At 65.4% G+C, this 14,778-nt stretch carries 16 protein-coding genes; 8 read left to right on the top strand and 8 right to left on the bottom strand.

Annotation, left to right across the window (positions count from 1 at the left end):
* Positions 1–11 precede the first annotated feature (11 nt).
* The gene (locus tag M3O59_RS01430) at positions 12–443 is read left to right on the top strand and encodes a hypothetical protein (protein ID WP_064631748.1); all 432 of its coding nucleotides are present in this window, start codon (positions 12–14) and stop codon (positions 441–443) included.
* Between the two features lie 109 nt (positions 444–552).
* Here the strand turns inward: M3O59_RS01430 and M3O59_RS01425 are convergent, their stop codons facing one another.
* Both M3O59_RS01425 and M3O59_RS01420 read right to left on the bottom strand, forming a co-directional pair.
* Positions 553–1,125 carry a pseudouridine synthase gene (locus M3O59_RS01425; protein ID WP_116905121.1) on the bottom strand — a complete coding sequence of 191 codons (573 nt, stop codon included), beginning with the start codon at positions 1,123–1,125 and terminating at the stop codon, positions 553–555.
* A 140-nt stretch (positions 1,126–1,265) separates the two neighbouring features.
* Entirely contained in the window at positions 1,266–2,120 is an 855-nt protein-coding gene (locus tag M3O59_RS01420) for a class I SAM-dependent methyltransferase (RefSeq protein ID WP_064631744.1), read from the bottom strand.
* A 232-nt stretch (positions 2,121–2,352) separates the two neighbouring features.
* Here M3O59_RS01420 and M3O59_RS01415 point away from each other — a divergent pair, with 232 nt between their 5' ends.
* From M3O59_RS01415 to M3O59_RS01400, 4 genes are all read left to right on the top strand, one after another.
* The gene (locus tag M3O59_RS01415) at positions 2,353–3,324 is read left to right on the top strand and encodes an aldo/keto reductase (RefSeq protein WP_116905122.1); all 972 of its coding nucleotides are present in this window, start codon (positions 2,353–2,355) and stop codon (positions 3,322–3,324) included.
* A 131-nt stretch (positions 3,325–3,455) separates the two neighbouring features.
* On the top strand, positions 3,456–4,484 hold the full coding sequence (locus M3O59_RS01410) for an NADP-dependent oxidoreductase (RefSeq protein WP_116905123.1): 1,029 nt from the start codon (positions 3,456–3,458) through the stop codon (positions 4,482–4,484).
* Positions 4,485–4,553: 69 nt separating this feature from the next.
* Positions 4,554–5,357, top strand: coding sequence for a 2,5-didehydrogluconate reductase DkgB (gene dkgB, locus M3O59_RS01405; protein ID WP_116905124.1), 804 nt, complete (start codon positions 4,554–4,556; stop codon positions 5,355–5,357).
* 369 nt (positions 5,358–5,726) lie between these two features.
* Entirely contained in the window at positions 5,727–6,029 is a 303-nt protein-coding gene (locus M3O59_RS01400; RefSeq protein ID WP_064631736.1) for a hypothetical protein, read from the top strand.
* Positions 6,030–6,344: 315 nt separating this feature from the next.
* Here M3O59_RS01400 and M3O59_RS01395 read toward each other — a convergent pair whose 3' ends face one another.
* Positions 6,345–6,761: a hypothetical protein gene (locus M3O59_RS01395; RefSeq protein ID WP_181920458.1), complete on the bottom strand. Its 417-nt coding sequence runs from the start codon at positions 6,759–6,761 to the stop codon at positions 6,345–6,347.
* Positions 6,762–6,924: 163 nt separating this feature from the next.
* Here M3O59_RS01395 and M3O59_RS01390 point away from each other — a divergent pair, with 163 nt between their 5' ends.
* A complete protein-coding gene (locus M3O59_RS01390; RefSeq protein ID WP_116905126.1) occupies positions 6,925–7,791 on the top strand; it encodes a DUF2884 family protein in 867 nt (288 codons plus the stop codon).
* Between the two features lie 250 nt (positions 7,792–8,041).
* Here the strand turns inward: M3O59_RS01390 and M3O59_RS01385 are convergent, their stop codons facing one another.
* The 4 genes from M3O59_RS01385 to M3O59_RS01370 form a co-directional block, all read right to left on the bottom strand.
* Positions 8,042–8,470: an organic hydroperoxide resistance protein gene (locus M3O59_RS01385; protein ID WP_064631730.1), complete on the bottom strand. Its 429-nt coding sequence runs from the start codon at positions 8,468–8,470 to the stop codon at positions 8,042–8,044.
* A 104-nt stretch (positions 8,471–8,574) separates the two neighbouring features.
* Entirely contained in the window at positions 8,575–9,036 is a 462-nt protein-coding gene (locus M3O59_RS01380) for a MarR family winged helix-turn-helix transcriptional regulator (RefSeq protein ID WP_064631728.1), read from the bottom strand.
* A 182-nt stretch (positions 9,037–9,218) separates the two neighbouring features.
* Positions 9,219–10,313, bottom strand: coding sequence for a cell division protein ZapE (gene zapE / locus M3O59_RS01375; protein WP_064631726.1), 1,095 nt, complete (start codon positions 10,311–10,313; stop codon positions 9,219–9,221).
* 78 nt (positions 10,314–10,391) lie between these two features.
* Complete coding sequence (locus M3O59_RS01370) at positions 10,392–11,054, bottom strand: alpha/beta hydrolase (RefSeq protein ID WP_064631785.1); 663 nt, start codon at positions 11,052–11,054, stop codon at positions 10,392–10,394.
* Between the two features lie 66 nt (positions 11,055–11,120).
* On the opposite strand from M3O59_RS01370, the gene M3O59_RS01365 reads away from it, so the two are divergent.
* Positions 11,121–11,996, top strand: a complete 876-nt coding sequence (locus M3O59_RS01365; RefSeq protein WP_116905127.1) for an EamA/RhaT family transporter — start codon at positions 11,121–11,123, stop codon at positions 11,994–11,996.
* 98 nt (positions 11,997–12,094) lie between these two features.
* On the top strand, positions 12,095–13,294 hold the full coding sequence (gene xopR / locus M3O59_RS01360; protein ID WP_283161166.1) for a type III secretion system effector protein XopR: 1,200 nt from the start codon (positions 12,095–12,097) through the stop codon (positions 13,292–13,294).
* 132 nt (positions 13,295–13,426) lie between these two features.
* Here xopR and M3O59_RS01355 read toward each other — a convergent pair whose 3' ends face one another.
* Positions 13,427–14,752 carry a GTP-binding protein gene (locus tag M3O59_RS01355; RefSeq protein WP_064631718.1) on the bottom strand — a complete coding sequence of 442 codons (1,326 nt, stop codon included), beginning with the start codon at positions 14,750–14,752 and terminating at the stop codon, positions 13,427–13,429.
* Positions 14,753–14,778 lie beyond the last annotated feature (26 nt).

Genomic DNA, 14,778 nt, shown 5'->3' with positions numbered 1-14,778 from the left:
AAACGCCTCCAATGAGCAAGCTGACTGTGATCACCGAACGCGCCCTGGAGCGTGCCCTGGAACTGGCCGGCACTGCGGGCGACCAGTTGCGTCACGCCGCGTCCAGTGCGGGCGATCAGGCACGTCACGCCGGCAGCAGCCTGCGCCACTTCGGCCCTGGCGCCAGCGAATGGCTCAAGACCGGCGCCGCGCTCGGTGCAGTGCGCACCGGTGGCAAGGTGGCCAGCAAGCTGGTCAAGCGCAATCCGGCCGTCACGGTTGCCGCAGCGGTCGCAGGCCTGGGCCTGATCGGCTATGCGGTGTACCGCAAGCGCCAGCGCGATCAGCAGGTGCTCGGCGGCAATGTGCATCGTCTGGACCGCGAACACGCCAGCAATGCCAACGCACGCCGCGCGGCCTATCAGCGTCGCGGTGCAGTGACCCCGAGCGACGGCATCGAATAAGCCACCGCTTCAGGCAAGACCTAAGCGCCACGGCCCTGCGCCGTGGCGTTGTCGTTTATGGCATCTACGCAATGCGTTGCATGTAACTGCATGCGACCCACGTAACGCCTCAACGCCGGCTCCGCCCCGGCCGCGCGTTGGGCGTGTCTTCAACGCGCCACTGGCCCGGTGCAAGCGTGTCCAGCTGCCAATGGCCGATCGCCACGCGCACCAAACGCAAGGTGGGCAAGCCTACCGCTGCGGTCATGCGCCGCACCTGGCGGTTGCGGCCTTCGGTGATCTGCAGTTCCAGCCAGGCATCGGGCACGGTCTTGCGCACGCGCACCGGCGGATCGCGCGGCCACAGCTGCGGTGCCGGGTCGAGCCTGCGCACCTGGGCCGGCCGGGTCGGGCCGTCGTTGAGCAGCACACCCTCGCGCAAGGACTGCAATTGCTCGGCTTGCGGTTCGCCTTCCACCTGCACCCAGTAGGTTTTGGGCTGCTTGTGGCGCGGGTCGGTCAGCCGATGCGCCAATGCGCCGTCATCGGTCAGCAACAACAGTCCTTCACTGTCATGGTCCAGTCGGCCTGCCGCATACACATCGGCCGGCAATCCGAATTCGGCCAGCGTGCGCTTGGGCGGCTGCGAGCGGTCGCTGAATTGCGACAGCACGCCGTAGGGTTTGTTCAACAGCACCAACATGCCAATCCTGTTGCGTAAAAGCGAGCAGTGCCCGCATGCCGCACAGTCACTCCCTGTGCATCCACACCATCGTCAATGCAGCGCTGACAACTGCGTGCATGCCTAACGCGCACTGCGCGCCGGCATGCACGCACTCCCTATCACTGCTTGACGAACTTCAAGGTCATGCGGTCGCTCTCGCCGATCGCCTTGTATTTGGCATCGTCGGCCTTGTCATGGCTGTTGCTCGGCGGCAGCGTCCACACACCACCCGGGTAATCCTTGGTGTCGCGCGGGTTGGCATTGACCTCGCTCTTGCCGGCCAAGGTGAAGCCGGCCGCTTCGGCCATCGCAATCACCTGCGCCTGGCCGACATAGCCGCTCTTGTCGTCGGCCGGGACGTCGGTCTTGGCACGATGCTCGACCACGCCGAGCACGCCGCCGGGCTTGAGCACCTTGTAGAAGCCGGCAAACATCGCCTCGGCATTGCCAGCCATGCGCCAGTTGTGCACATTGCGGAAGGTCAGCACCAGGTCGGCCGAGTTATCCACGCCGAACGATGGCGATTTGGGCACATACGACACGAACGCGGGCTTGCCATACAACTCGGGCTTGGCCTGGAACTTCTTCTCCAGCTCGTCGCGCGCGCGCTGCGCGTAGTCGCGGCTACGGCCTTCGGGTGCCGACGCCGGGTCGACCACCGCAGCCACGTACTTGCCCTTCTCGCGCAGGTACGGCGCCAGGATTTCCGAATACCAGCCGCCGCCCGGGGTGATCTCGATGACGGTCTGGGTCGGCTTGATGCCGAAGAACGCCAGCGTCTGCCCGGGGTGGCGATACTGGTCGCGCTGCACGTACACGCGGTCGCGCCAGTTGCCGTCGATGGCCGCCTGCAACGCGGTATCGGGCGCCGGCAACGTCGCGCTATCGGCAGGCTTCACGGCCATCGCCAGCGGTGCGCTCAGCGCCACCACCACACTCATCACACATGCACAGGCCAGCTTGTTGCGGATCATCGCAGCGCCCTCTCCGGGAAAAAGTAGCGCGAGCCTAGCATGCGTTCCTGAGCCTGCCATGTGCCCGCAGCGGCGTGGGGCTGGACGTGTTGCGGCGCGCCCTGCCATCGGCATGTTCAGATCCTGTGAGCCGCCGAGGACGATCGGCGGAACGCTGAATCCACGCAGGTGTCACACGCAACATCGGTAGGCGTGACTATCCTGTGCGCAGTTCGCATCAGGAGCATCCACGATGACCCAAGCCCGTGCACTCGGCCGCTCCGGCCTGCAGGTTCAACCGATCGTCTTTGGCGGCAATGTGTTTGGCTGGAGCGCCGATGAAGCGACCTCGTTCGCCTTGCTCGATGCCTTCGTCGATGCCGGCTTCAATCTGATCGATACCGCCGATGCGTACTCGGGCTGGGTGCCGGGCAATCGCGGCGGCGAATCGGAAACCATCATCGGGCGCTGGCTTGCGCGCAGCGGCAAGCGCGACAAGGTGCTGATCGCCACCAAGGTGGCCAAGTGGAGCGAGCACCCGGGCCTGTCGCCGGACAACATCGCCGCGGCGGTGGAAGGCTCGCTGACGCGTCTGCAGACCGATGTGATCGATCTGTACCAGGCCCACGAAGACGACGAATCGATTCCGCTGGAAGCCACGCTGGCCGCGTTCGGCCGGCTGATCGAGCAAGGCAAGGTGCGCGCGATCGGCGCGTCCAATTACAGCGCTGCACGCCTGCGCGACGCGCTGGACATTTCCGAGCAATACACACTGCCGCGTTACGAAAGCCTGCAGCCGGAATACAACCTCTACGACCGCGCCGGCTACGAAGCCGAACTCGAACCGCTGGTACGCGAGCGGGAGCTTGGCCTGATCAGCTACTACTCGCTGGCCAGCGGGTTCCTCACCGGCAAGTACCGCAGCGCCGACGATGCCGGCAAGAGCAGCGCACGTGGTGCGTCGGTGGTCAAGCAATACGTCAACCCGCGTGGTCTGCGCATCCTGCAGGCGCTGGACGATCTGGCCGTCACGCACAACGCCACGCCTGCACAGATCGCACTGGCCTGGCTGATCGCACGCCCCGGCTTGACCGCGCCGATCGTCAGCGCCACCAGCGTGACCCAGCTGCACGACGTGCTGGCCGCTGCACGCGTGTCGCTGAGTGCCGAGCAGATTGCCCAGCTCGACAGCGCCAGCGCCCCGGAGCCATCGGCAGCCGCGTAATGCAGCCGTAGCGACGTCGTGTTCCTTGCCGCGCACGCGCCCTGTCGCCCCTCTTCCCTCCCTCGCGCAGCTGCCCCGGCGGCTGTGCTCCCTCGACCGCGCACGCGCGGCCTCCTTGCGAGGAAATCCCCATGCCATCGATTACCAACCGCCGCATCGTGCTGGCTTCGCGCCCGCACGGTGAACCCAGCGCCGACAACTTCCGTCTCGAAGAGGTGGCCGTCGCACCCACCGGCCACGATCAGATCCTGGTACGCAACCGTTTCCTGTCGTTGGATCCCTACATGCGCGGACGCATGGACGAAGGCCCCTCCTATGCCGCGCCGGTCGCCATCGATGCGGTGATGGAAGGCGGCACCGTCGGCGAAGTCATCCACTCACACAACGCCGACTATCACCCTGGCGATCTGCTGGTGCTGCCCGGCGGCTGGCAGACGCATAGCCTGCTCACCCCGACGACGCCGCTGCGCAAGCTGCCCAAGGACGACAGCCTGCCGCTGAGCACCGCGCTCGGCGTGTATGGCATGCCCGGCTTTACCGCGTATGCCGGCCTGCATGAAATCGGCAAGCCGCAGCCCGGCGAAACGCTGGTGGTGGCCGCCGCCAGCGGCCCGGTCGGTGCCACCGTGGCGCAGCTGGCACGCCTGCAAGGCCTGCGTGTGGTGGCCATCGCCGGCGGCGAAGACAAGGTGCGTTACCTGCGCGACACGCTGCTGGTGGATGCGGCGCTGGACCACCGTGCCGACGACTTTGCCGAGCAGCTGCGCGCCGCCACGCCGGACGGCATCGATATCTATTTCGAAAACGTCGGCGGCAAGGTCTTCGATGCGGTGTTGCCGCAGCTCAACGACTTCGCCCGCATCCCGGTCTGCGGCGTGATTGCCACCTACAACAGCCGTGGGCAAGCGCTGCCCGGCCCGGATCGCCTGCCCGGGTTCATGGGCCAGGTGCTGCGCAAGCGCCTCACGGTGCGCGGCTTCATCCAGCACGATTTCATCCGCCTGATGCCGGCCTTCCTGCGCGAGATGGGCCAGTGGCTGCGCGAGGACAAGATTCAACACCGCGAGCATGTGCTGCACGGTCTGGACAGCGCACCGCAGGGCCTGATCGACGTCCTGCGCGGCAAGAATTTCGGAAAAGCCGTCGTCGCCCTCGACTAACCAAACTCATGGTGCTTTGCACACCCTTCGCTCTTGCGATTCCCCATTCCCCATTCCCAAAGGAACACAATGACTGTCCCCGCATTCGGCCTCGGCACCTTTCGCCTCAAAGACCAAGTGGTCATCGACTCGGTGCGCAACGCACTGGAGCTGGGCTATCGCGCTGTCGATACCGCGCAGATCTACGACAACGAAGAGCAGGTCGGCGCAGCGATCGCAGCTTCCGGCGTGCCGCGCGACCAGCTCTATCTGACCACCAAGATCTGGGTCGACAAGTTCGGTGACGGCGCCTTGCTGCCGAGCCTGCAGGAAAGCCTGCGCAAGCTCGGCACCGCGCATGTCGATCTCACGTTGATCCATTGGCCTTCGCCGAACGATCAGGTGCCGATGCGCGCGTATCTGGAAGCGCTGGCGCAGGCCAAACAGCAGGGCCTGACCGGCGCGATCGGCGTGTCCAACTTCACCATCGCGCTGACCAGGCAGGCCATCGAGATCCTGGGCGCCGACGCCATCGCCACCAACCAGATCGAAGTGCATCCCTACCTGCAGAATCGTGCCTTGACCGAGTTCCTGCGCGAGCAAGGCATCCATGTCACCTCGTACATGACGTTGGCCGTGGGCGAAGTGCTCAAGGATCCGGTGATCCAGGCGATCGCCGCACGCCATGCTGCCACCCCGGCGCAGGTCACCCTGGCCTGGGCATTGCGGCAGGGCTACTCGGTGATTCCATCCTCGACCAAGCGCGAGAATCTGGAGAGCAACCTCAAGGCGCAGACGCTGCAGTTGAGCGAGCAGGACATGCGCGACATCGCCGCACTCGACCGCGGGCATCGCCTGGCCAACCCCAAGGCCATCGCGCCCGAGTGGGATTGATTGTCTGATGCATGCCGGCAGCGCTCGGCATCAGGCGAGCGCTGCCGGCAAGCGACATCGACAGGTTGCTTCAGGAATCTTTCTGACTCCCGCGCAGGCGGGCGCGTCGCCCACACGTCACCGCGTCGCTTATTGCTGAGGTTCTCTGCGGCCAGGCCCGCGCATCGATCATCGGCCTGAAATATCTGCGGCACGACGACTGCGGGGCGCCGCAGTCGCTGCAGCTCCGCGGTTGAAAGCTCCAGCCGCATCGCTCGGTCAGTGGCAGCCACTGCATCACGACCGCTCGTCGTCGCAGGCTGGCCCACCTGCGCAGCCGCTGCTACGGTGCCCGCACAGGGGGGTAGTCCCGGTCACGGAGTCCTACCCATGCACAGCGCATCCGTCTTGACCCGCCGCAGCGTCAATCTCGACGCCGAGATCGCCTATTGGCGCGACGTGCACGCCGAAGGGCATCTGGGTGGCTATGCCTTCGCCGACTACACCCGGCTGCTCACCCTCGGCTACGACATCTACTTGGCCTACCCGCGCGCCACCGAAGCACAGCTCTATCGCGTGCTGCAGGATGGCTATTACCAGTGCCTGCCGATGCTGTCGGTGCCATGGGATCAGGCGCGCTGGATCGTGCGGCACGCTTGGCGGCATCTGGAAGATGCAGCCGTCCGGCATTGAGCCGGTTACAGAGAATTTGCTGAGCAATCGGCGTAGAGCGCACCCGTAAAACGCTGCGCTACTTCGTACCTGCCCCTAATTCGGCGGCGCTGCAAAGCCTGCACACGATGATGTGCTGCCTGGACTCGACTCCACCAAGCAGCCATTCCATTGCAGTGCGAATCAGGCAGCGGCGCAGTGTTGCGCCGGCAGCGTTTTCTCGCTCGTGGGAGCATTCACCATAGCGTGCCAAGCCGGATCAGCAGACGCGGCCAAGCTCACCGTGCGTTGCAGCACAACTCGCCCTACAACCGGCGCGTCACCCCGATAGCCGCGCTAGTTGAGCTGACCGGTCGCCATTGCCTGGCGGTCGATACGGTGCTTTTCGGCCAGTGCCTGCATGCCTTGCAAGGTCGAGGCGATCAGGCTGGCGTAGCGCAGCCGCCACAACGTGGCACGGTCGTCGTCGTCGTGCGTATTGCCCAGGCCGTCGAGCACCTGCGGCAGGCGGCGGTCGGCCAATGCGGATGCAGCCAGGTAGGGCTTTGCCGGTGCGATGACGTCGACTGGCGCGCGCCAGTCGTTGGCCACCTGCCGGGCGATGCCGGCCAGGTGCGACAGCTGGTGCATGCCGATCAAGGTCTCGTGCAGCATCTCGCGGCACGCCCATTGCCACAGCGCCACCTTCTCCGATGGGTCCTGGGCGATCTCGGTCAGCGCTAGGTCTACCTTTTCGATGCGTGGGTCGAGCATTGCGGAGCTCCGATGCTGCTGTGCAACATAATTCACACCATCTGCCGTGAGAATCAAGTGAGCTAATCGTTTAAACGCGGTCCATGTGCCGATGCACGACCCGGTTCACGCTTTGCGGCAACCGCCCGTCGGCGACGACCTGCGGCACCCTGACTTTCTTCCCATGGCGGCGTCCACCGCACTGCGCAATGCTGCAGGCCCCGATTCCAAGGCCACTGCCATGCGCGGCACCCTCTTTCTGGCACCGCTGCTGCTGGTGGCCGCCTGCGCTGCGCATGCCGAGACCGCGACACCCAAGCTGTCGTCGCAGCAATGCGATGTCAGCACCTCCTACGACGTACTGGCAGACAGCGGTGGCATCTGGCTGCGCCGCAGGCAGGGCGTGCCGCGCGAGATCTTCTTCCACGGTGGCGAGCTCAACGTGGATCGCCAGCCGCAACCGGTCAGCGCCGCCGACGCGCAACGGTTGCGCGAGCTCGAACAGAGCACCCGCGCGTTGATGCCGGCAGTGACGTCCATCGCCCAGTCGGTGGTCGACATCTCCTTCGATGCGCTGGGTGGCGTGGTGCACGTGCTGTCGGGCAGCGCGCGCCAGCAACGCAAGGTCGGGCAGTTGCGTACCGCCGCACGTGCGCAGGTCGATGGCAGCCTCGGGCGTGGGCGCTGGGAGCAGGATGCCTTCGACGAGCGCTTCGAAGCCAGCGTCGAGGACGCGGCCGAGGAGCTGGCCGGCAGCCTGGCCCGCAGCGTGCTGTGGACGGTGATGACCGGACGCGCCGCGCAGCTGGAGCGCCGTGGCGCAGCACTGGACGCGCAGATGGAGCAGCAACTGCAAGGCCGTAGCCACGTGCTGGAAGCGCAGGCCCGCACCCTGTGTGTGCAGGCGCAGGCGCTCTTCGCGGTGCAGCAGGCGCTGGAGTACCGCTTCAATGGCGAGCGCCTGCAGATGCTGGAACGCAATACGCATCCGCAGACGCCACCGGAGGATGCAACGGTTTCCAACAGCGTCGTGGCGACAGCGACGCGCTGAGACAACAGCTATCGCAATGCGCGCGTCCAGTCGATGCGTTCGTCGCGCAAACTGCGTTGCCTGCGTTGCCTGCGTTGCAGACAGTGCACGCCGCGGACAGCCGATGCCGGTGCCGGCGGTCGAGTCATCGCGCAAGGCGTATGCCGGGATTTTGGAAATCTTTTCAAGCCACAACGAACAACGGCCCGACGCATGCGCCGGGCCGTTGCTGACACCGTCGCGCGCAATGCGCACGACGGTCAGGCCGGCATTACGCCAGGGTCAGGGTGACGTCGATATTGCCGCGGGTGGCATTGGAGTACGGGCAGACCTGGTGGGCCTTGTCGACCAGCGTCTGCAGCTCGGCCTGATCCATGCCCGGCACGGCGATGCGCAGTTCCACCGCAATGCCGAAGCCGCCCGGGATCTGGCCGATGCCGACGCTGCTGTCGATGCTCACTTCGCCCGGCAGCTTGAGCTTGTCCTGTGCGGCCACGGCCTTCATCGCACCGATGAAACAGGCGGCGTAACCGGCTGCGAACAACTGTTCCGGGTTGGTGCCGTCGCCGCCAGCGCCTCCGAGTTCGCGCGGGGTGGACAGCTTGGCGTCCAGCGCCTTGTCCGAGGACACGGCACGCCCTTCGCGGCCGCCAGTGGCGGTGGCATGGGCGGTGTAGAGGACGTTTTCGGGTGAGGCCATGGTGATTCTCCTGGGTGAGCGCGGTCAGCGCATGAGGGATTGAATAGTTGACGATTGAATCGTGTACGACATGTTGCAAAATAAGGGAGGTGGCGCTGCTGCAGTTACCCGGTGCCGAGGCTGGAGCGTAACTTCTCCAATTCCTGCTTGAGTTGACGCAGTTCATCCAACGAACAGGCCGACGCGCAAAACACCTGCTCCGGCACCGCACCTGCCCTGCTGCGCAACGCGCGGCCGGCTTCGGTCAGCGCAATGATCACCTGACGCTCGTCGCTGGCCGCACGGGTGCGGGTGACCAGGCCGGCCGCCTGCAGGCGCTTGAGCAACGGCGTCAGCGTGGCCGAATCCAGATACAGCCGCTCGCCGATCTCCGACACGCTGCGTTCGTCGGTCTCCCACAACACCAGCATTGCCAGGTATTGCGGATACGTGAGGTCAAGGTCCTTCAGCAGCCCGCGGTAGAGCTTGTGCATCGCCAGGTTGGCCGAATACAGCGCAAAGCACAGCTGGTTATCCAGCTTGAGCAGTGCGTCGGTGCGGGCGGTGGTGGCCGTGGCAGTGTGCATGGCTGCAATTTACATAGCGCGCAATTTAATTGCAAGCGATTTTAAGTTGAGGCGCCATGATCCGCTGCGGTGGTCAGGGATAGCTGAACTCCTGAGTGACACAACATCATCGACAGTGACCGTACTGACGGCCATGCCGATTCGAACAATGGCCGTCGCGTTTCGACCCAGGACGCGTGCACTTAGGCTCGATGCGCAGCCGCCAGATAGTCCGCGCTCTGCATCTCGATCAGGCGCGAGGCGGTACGTTCAAAGGCACCGGCCAGGCGTTGGCCGCTGTACAACGCGGGCGGGGCGTCCTGTGCGGTGCAGACCAGATTGACGTGGCGGTCGTACAGCTCGTCGATCAGGTTGACAAAGCGGCGCGCGGCATCTTCGTTCATGCGGTCGAAGTGCGGGATGCCGCCCAGCAACACGGTGGTGAATTCGCGTGCAATCTCGATGTAGTCGCCGGGTCCGCGCGGGCCTTCGCACAGCGCGGCAAAATCGAACCAGGCGATGCTCTTGCCGCGTGCGCGCACTGGAATCTTGCGCGATTCGATTTCGATAGTGCCCGCGCGCGCCTCGGCATTGCCGCTCAACTCGCCCCACCGCTGCGCAAGCCAGTCATCGGCCTGCGCGTCCAGCGGCGCGCGGTACACCGGCGAGCGCGTCAATGCGCGCATGCGGTAATCCTCGGTGCCTTCTGCATAGAGCTCCACGCAGAACTTCTGCAGCAAGCCGATCGCCGGCATGAAGCTGTCGCGCTGCAATCCGTTGGCATAGAGATTTTCCGGCGCGGTGTTGGAGGTGGTCACCAGCGTCACGCCTTCGGCGAACAGCCGTTCGAGCAGGCGCGCCAGCAACATCGCATCGCCGATATCGGTGACGAAGAATTCGTCCAGTACCAGCACGCGCAGATTCTCGCGCCATTGCTGGGCGATCCGGGCCAGTGGATCGCTTTGCCCGGCATGCTCGCGCAACTGCTCGTGCACGCCGCGCATGAAGCGGTGGAAGTGGGTGCGGTATTTCTGCTTGATCGGCAGGCCGTCGTAAAACAGATCGACCAGAAAGGTCTTGCCGCGCCCCACTCCGCCCCAGAAGTACAAGCCGCGTACCGGCTCGGGTTTCTTCCAGAACGCCGACAGCCGGTCCAGCCAGCCGTCCTGCGCACTGTCCACCAGTGCGTCGTGGATACGGTCCAGCTCCGCCAGGGCCGCCTGCTGCGCAGGGTCGGCACGCCAGTCGCCGCGTTGTACGCCGGCGGCGTAGCGCTGCGACGGGGTCATCTCACTCATTGCATTCTCCGCGGGCCGGCTGCTGCCTGACCCGCTCAACGGCGCATCGCCGGGCGATACGCGTGGGCCGTGCCGCGGTCAGACTGCGGCCGGCAACCAGCGCCGGACACCATGCTGGATCGCACCGCGCAGGTCGATCAATTTGCGGTGGAAGAAGTGGCTGGTGTCGGGCATGCGCACCAGCTCGGGCTGCTGCTCCAGGGTGTCCAGCCAGTCGTAGACCGCTTGCGGGTCGACGATCTCGTCGGCATCGCCCTGGATCACCAACCACTGCGCAGGCGGCTGGATCGCGCTGAAATCCCAGCGCCCGGCCGGCGGCGCGATCGAGATCAGCACCTGCGGTGCGAGCGCGCCGGCAGCGCGCAACGACACATACGCACCGAAGCTGAAACCGCCCAGCCACAGCGTGTCGCCCGGCCGCTGCGTGCGCACCCAGTTGGCGACCGCACGTAGATCGTCCTGCTCGCCATCGCCATGGTCGAACGCGCCAGCCGAGTTGCCGACGCTGCGGAAATTGAAGCGCACCACGGTGATGCCCAGCTCGCGCAGCGCGCGCGCGGCCATGGTGACGACCTTGTTGTGCATGCTGCCGCCCTCGGTGGAGAGCGGATGACAAAGGATGGCGGTGACCGCTTGCGCGGTGACGTCCGGCTCGGGCAGATCGACCGCGACATCCAGCGGGCCGACCGGCCCCTCCAGCGTCAACGCAGCCGATTCGGTGGGGAATAGTGGATTGGACATGCCTGCATAATAGCCGCCCCGCCGGCCGCGTTCATCGCCCTGCCTGCACACTTCGTTGCGTTGCCCATGCATTTTCTGCTGTTTGCCGTTGTCTGCAGTGTCCTGGTGTCGGTGCTGCTGAAGCTGGCGCCACGCCACAACATCGACGTCTTTCAGGCAATCACCTGGAACTACGCCAGCGCTGCACTCCTGGCCTGGCTGATCCTGCATCCTGCGCTGGAAACACTGCACTCCACGGCCGCGCCCTGGTTGGCGTTGCTGCTGTTGGCCGTGGCGCTGCCCTCCATCTTCCTGGTGCTGGCGCGGTCGGTCGCGGTGGCCGGCATCGTGCGCACCGATGTTGCGCAACGTTTGTCGTTGGTGCTCCCGTTGGCCGCCGCCTTCACCGTTTTCGGCGAACCGGTCAATGGCTGGAAACTGGCAGGGCTGGCGCTAGGCATGGTGGCCATCATGTGCATCGTGCGACGCCCCCGTCACCACGTCGCGACCGATCCGCTACCGAGCACAATCGGCCTGCCCTGGCTGATTGGCGTCTGGATGGGCTTTGCGCTTATCGACCTGCTGCTCAAGCACATTGCGCAGGCCGGAACACCATCGCTGACCTCGTTGACGTTGTGTTTTGCGCTGGCCTTCTTGCTGATGCTTGGCGTGCAGAGCGTGCGTTGGGCACGTGGCGTACGCCTGAGCACCCGCAGCATGCTTGCCGGCGTGCTGTTGGGTGCGCTCAATTTCGGCAACATCCTGTGTTACGTGCGTGCGCACCAGCTGCTGCCGCACAGCCCGGCGACCGTTTTTGCCAGCATGAATCTGGGCGTGGTCGTATTGGGGGCGCTGGTCGGCAAGTTGGGATTTTCCGAACGCCTAGGCCTGCGTGGCTGGTTGGGGCTGGCATTGGCTGCACCGGCCATCGCAGCGATCGCCTGGGGAATACGTCTGGGTTGATGCTCCTGCTTTCGGCCTACGCGACGCCGGTTCGCCATCCGCCTCCCGCGCCGGTTGGCGGTCGCTAGCATGAGCCTGCATTCCCGCGGGAGTTTGTGATGCGCCTGATTTCGCTCTTTCGAAGCACTCATCCGGTTGCCCCCGAGCCGTCCAATCCGGCAACCACCGATGCGACAGCGACCGCTGCAGGTTCGCCGTCGCCACACTCACTGTCTCACGCGCCCAAGGCCGGCACCGCGCAGGGCACGTCCAGATCCCGGCAAGGCATGATGGCATCGGCGCGCAAGTCGCTGAAGACGCTGCGCAAACAGTTGCCGCCGATGTGCATGGGAGCGCCAGCCACAAAAGCAGCGCACAGCCACCCTGGGCTGGCCACACCCGCACCGAGCGCCGCCAGGCAACACGCGAACCAGCGCCCACAGGTACCGCAGGCTGGTGGCGATGCGGTGCCTCAGCGGCGCAGTCGTGCGCCGTTGCACACAGCGCCGCCACCGCAGCAACCGCCGTCGGCGCCACGCACGGCAGACCGCTTCCAGCAACGTCAGGGCGCCCCCGAGCAACAGCGGCAGCAGCATGCTCCAGGCTCACCCAGGCGCCAACAGCTACGGCAGCCGCAGCAGCCAACCCTCTCCTCGCGGCCGGCACCGGCTGCGTCCCCGAGAGTGGCGACACCGGCTCCGCCCTCGTCGTCCAGGCGACTACGCCCCGTGCGCAACATGAATGTGGAATTGGCCGCGCTGAACGAGCAGTGCCACCGCATCGACCAGCGTCTCTACAAAGAGGGCCGCGCCCCTAGCACGGACGAGAGATCGGTGTTCGAGATGCGTGCGGCCCTGATCGCCGAGCGCGACGCAGTGCGCGATCTGCAGCTTGACGGAATGTTGGCGGCGCTGGCGCCATTGGAAAAGATCGCCGCGCCGAAAACCACCAGCAGTCGGCTGGCCATGGTCCAACAGGATGTGATGCATTCCAATCACCGTGCGTTGCGTGCGGTCCGTCGCGAGAATATCGACATGACCAAGATGGCAACGCATTACGCACGCGCACAGCGGCGCCTGGAGTCTTTGAAGGAGAGCGGTGCTCCGGCCGACAAGATCAAACGCCTGGAACGCATGATGCAGGGCTACACCAACGTGCTGGCACTGGAAGAGATCGTCAAGCGCACCGACGACCAGTTGCATCGGATGGGAGCGCCACGCTTGATGGACAGCATCCCCACGACCGCGCGGGAGCGTGCGCGGTCCGAGCAAAGCGAACGTGATGCCCATCAGGAGGCGATCGACAACGGCTATTACTGAGGATTGAGCACTTCATCGTGTCGCGCAAGCATGCGCGACACGATGCACCACCGACCTCAAACTGCGGTGCCGCCAGCTCGATGGGGCTGGCGATAGTGGCGACTTGCCTGGCAAGCGGAGGCAGTACTGCCGTCACCGCTCCCAATGCGGAAACGGGTCGTCCAGCAGCTGCCAGTGCGCCGGTCCCTGACGTAGTTCCTGGTCGCTGAGCAAGCACGCGTCCAGCGCAGCGCGCGTGCGCGGTGCGTCCATGTCCACGCCGATCACCGCCAGCTCCTGGCGACGGTCGCCCCACAGCGGATGCCACAGCCGCTGCATCGCGGCGTATTCGCTGGCATCGCCAACCTCGTGCAGGTGCGGCAGCGGCGCGGTCCAGCAATGCGTCTGTTGCCGCTGCCAACCGATATCGGTGTAGGGCAGCGGCGTGATGCTGGTTTGCAATGGTTGGCCGACCGATTGCGCATCCACGCGGTGGCGCGCAGCGAACCAGAAACCGGCTGCACTGGTCTGGGTGGCGCCGCCCACGCTGGACAGTTCGCCGACCCAATCCATGCGACTGGCCAGCCAGAAGAAACCCTTGCTGCGGATCACCTGCGGCAACCCGTTGTGCACCATGTGCGCAAAGCGCTGCGGGTGGAATGGCCGGCGCGCGCGATACACGAAGCTGCTGATGCCGTATTCCTCGGTCTCCGGTGTGTGCTGGCCGCGCAGTTCCTGCATCCAGCCCGGCGCCAACTGCGCACGGGTGAAATCGAAGCGCCCGGTGTCAAGCAACTGCTGCAACGGCACCTCGCCATGCGCCGCATCCACGATCGCTGCGTCGCGATTGAGTGCACGCAACACCGCGCGCAGACGCTGCAGCTGCGATGCATCGATACGGTCGCACTTGCTGATCACCAGCACATCGGCGAACTCCACCTGCTCGCCCAGCAGCTGCACCAGCCCGCGCGTGTCGTCCGGACCGGCTTGCTGGCCCAGCTCGGCCAGCGTGGCAGCCGAGCCGAAATCCTGAAGAAACCGGTTGCCGTCCACCACCGTCACCATGGTGTCCAGGCGGGCGATATCCGACAGGCTGAAGCCGTCCGCATCGCGCACGGCAAAGGTGGCCGCCACCGGCATCGGCTCGGCGATGCCGGTCGATTCGATCAGCAGATAGTCGTAGCGCTTCTGTTCGGCCAGCCTGCGCACTTCCTGCAGCAAATCGTCGCGCAGCGTGCAGCAGATGCAGCCGTTGCTGAACTCCACCAGCGTTTCTTCGGTCCGCCGCAACGCTGCACCGCCGTCGCGTACCAGCTGCGCATCGATGTTGACCTCGCTCATGTCGTTGACGATCACCGCAACGCGCAGGCCGTCGCGGTTGTGCAGGATCCGGTTTAGCAAGGTGGTCTTGCCGGCACCCAGAAAACCGGACAACACGGTGACGGGAAGCCGCAGATCGCGAACGGGAGACAGGGACATCCAGGCAACCTTGCTGGGGAGATGAA

The sequence above is a fragment of the Xanthomonas nasturtii genome (genome assembly GCF_023337365.3).
GTDB classification, from domain to species: domain Bacteria; phylum Pseudomonadota; class Gammaproteobacteria; order Xanthomonadales; family Xanthomonadaceae; genus Xanthomonas; species Xanthomonas nasturtii.
Note: the sequence above shows the minus strand (reverse complement) of the source record. Positions and strands in the feature narration are given on the sequence as shown.

What these genes read in the sequence shown, in the direction of transcription:
- M3O59_RS01430 (WP_064631748.1), top strand. Translation starts at nt 12, where the DNA reads ATGAGCAAGCTGACTGTGATCACCGAACGCGCCCTGGAGCGTGCCCTG.
- M3O59_RS01425 (WP_116905121.1), bottom strand. Translation starts at nt 1,125, where the DNA reads ATGTTGGTGCTGTTGAACAAACCCTACGGCGTGCTGTCGCAATTCAGC.
- M3O59_RS01420 (WP_064631744.1), bottom strand. Translation starts at nt 2,120, where the DNA reads ATGATCCGCAACAAGCTGGCCTGTGCATGTGTGATGAGTGTGGTGGTG.
- M3O59_RS01415 (WP_116905122.1), top strand. Translation starts at nt 2,353, where the DNA reads ATGACCCAAGCCCGTGCACTCGGCCGCTCCGGCCTGCAGGTTCAACCG.
- M3O59_RS01410 (WP_116905123.1), top strand. Translation starts at nt 3,456, where the DNA reads ATGCCATCGATTACCAACCGCCGCATCGTGCTGGCTTCGCGCCCGCAC.
- dkgB (WP_116905124.1), top strand. Translation starts at nt 4,554, where the DNA reads ATGACTGTCCCCGCATTCGGCCTCGGCACCTTTCGCCTCAAAGACCAA.
- M3O59_RS01400 (WP_064631736.1), top strand. Translation starts at nt 5,727, where the DNA reads ATGCACAGCGCATCCGTCTTGACCCGCCGCAGCGTCAATCTCGACGCC.
- M3O59_RS01395 (WP_181920458.1), bottom strand. Translation starts at nt 6,761, where the DNA reads ATGCTCGACCCACGCATCGAAAAGGTAGACCTAGCGCTGACCGAGATC.
- M3O59_RS01390 (WP_116905126.1), top strand. Translation starts at nt 6,925, where the DNA reads ATGGCGGCGTCCACCGCACTGCGCAATGCTGCAGGCCCCGATTCCAAG.
- M3O59_RS01385 (WP_064631730.1), bottom strand. Translation starts at nt 8,470, where the DNA reads ATGGCCTCACCCGAAAACGTCCTCTACACCGCCCATGCCACCGCCACT.
- M3O59_RS01380 (WP_064631728.1), bottom strand. Translation starts at nt 9,036, where the DNA reads ATGCACACTGCCACGGCCACCACCGCCCGCACCGACGCACTGCTCAAG.
- zapE (WP_064631726.1), bottom strand. Translation starts at nt 10,313, where the DNA reads ATGAGTGAGATGACCCCGTCGCAGCGCTACGCCGCCGGCGTACAACGC.
- M3O59_RS01370 (WP_064631785.1), bottom strand. Translation starts at nt 11,054, where the DNA reads ATGTCCAATCCACTATTCCCCACCGAATCGGCTGCGTTGACGCTGGAG.
- M3O59_RS01365 (WP_116905127.1), top strand. Translation starts at nt 11,121, where the DNA reads ATGCATTTTCTGCTGTTTGCCGTTGTCTGCAGTGTCCTGGTGTCGGTG.
- xopR (WP_283161166.1), top strand. Translation starts at nt 12,095, where the DNA reads ATGCGCCTGATTTCGCTCTTTCGAAGCACTCATCCGGTTGCCCCCGAG.
- M3O59_RS01355 (WP_064631718.1), bottom strand. Translation starts at nt 14,752, where the DNA reads ATGTCCCTGTCTCCCGTTCGCGATCTGCGGCTTCCCGTCACCGTGTTG.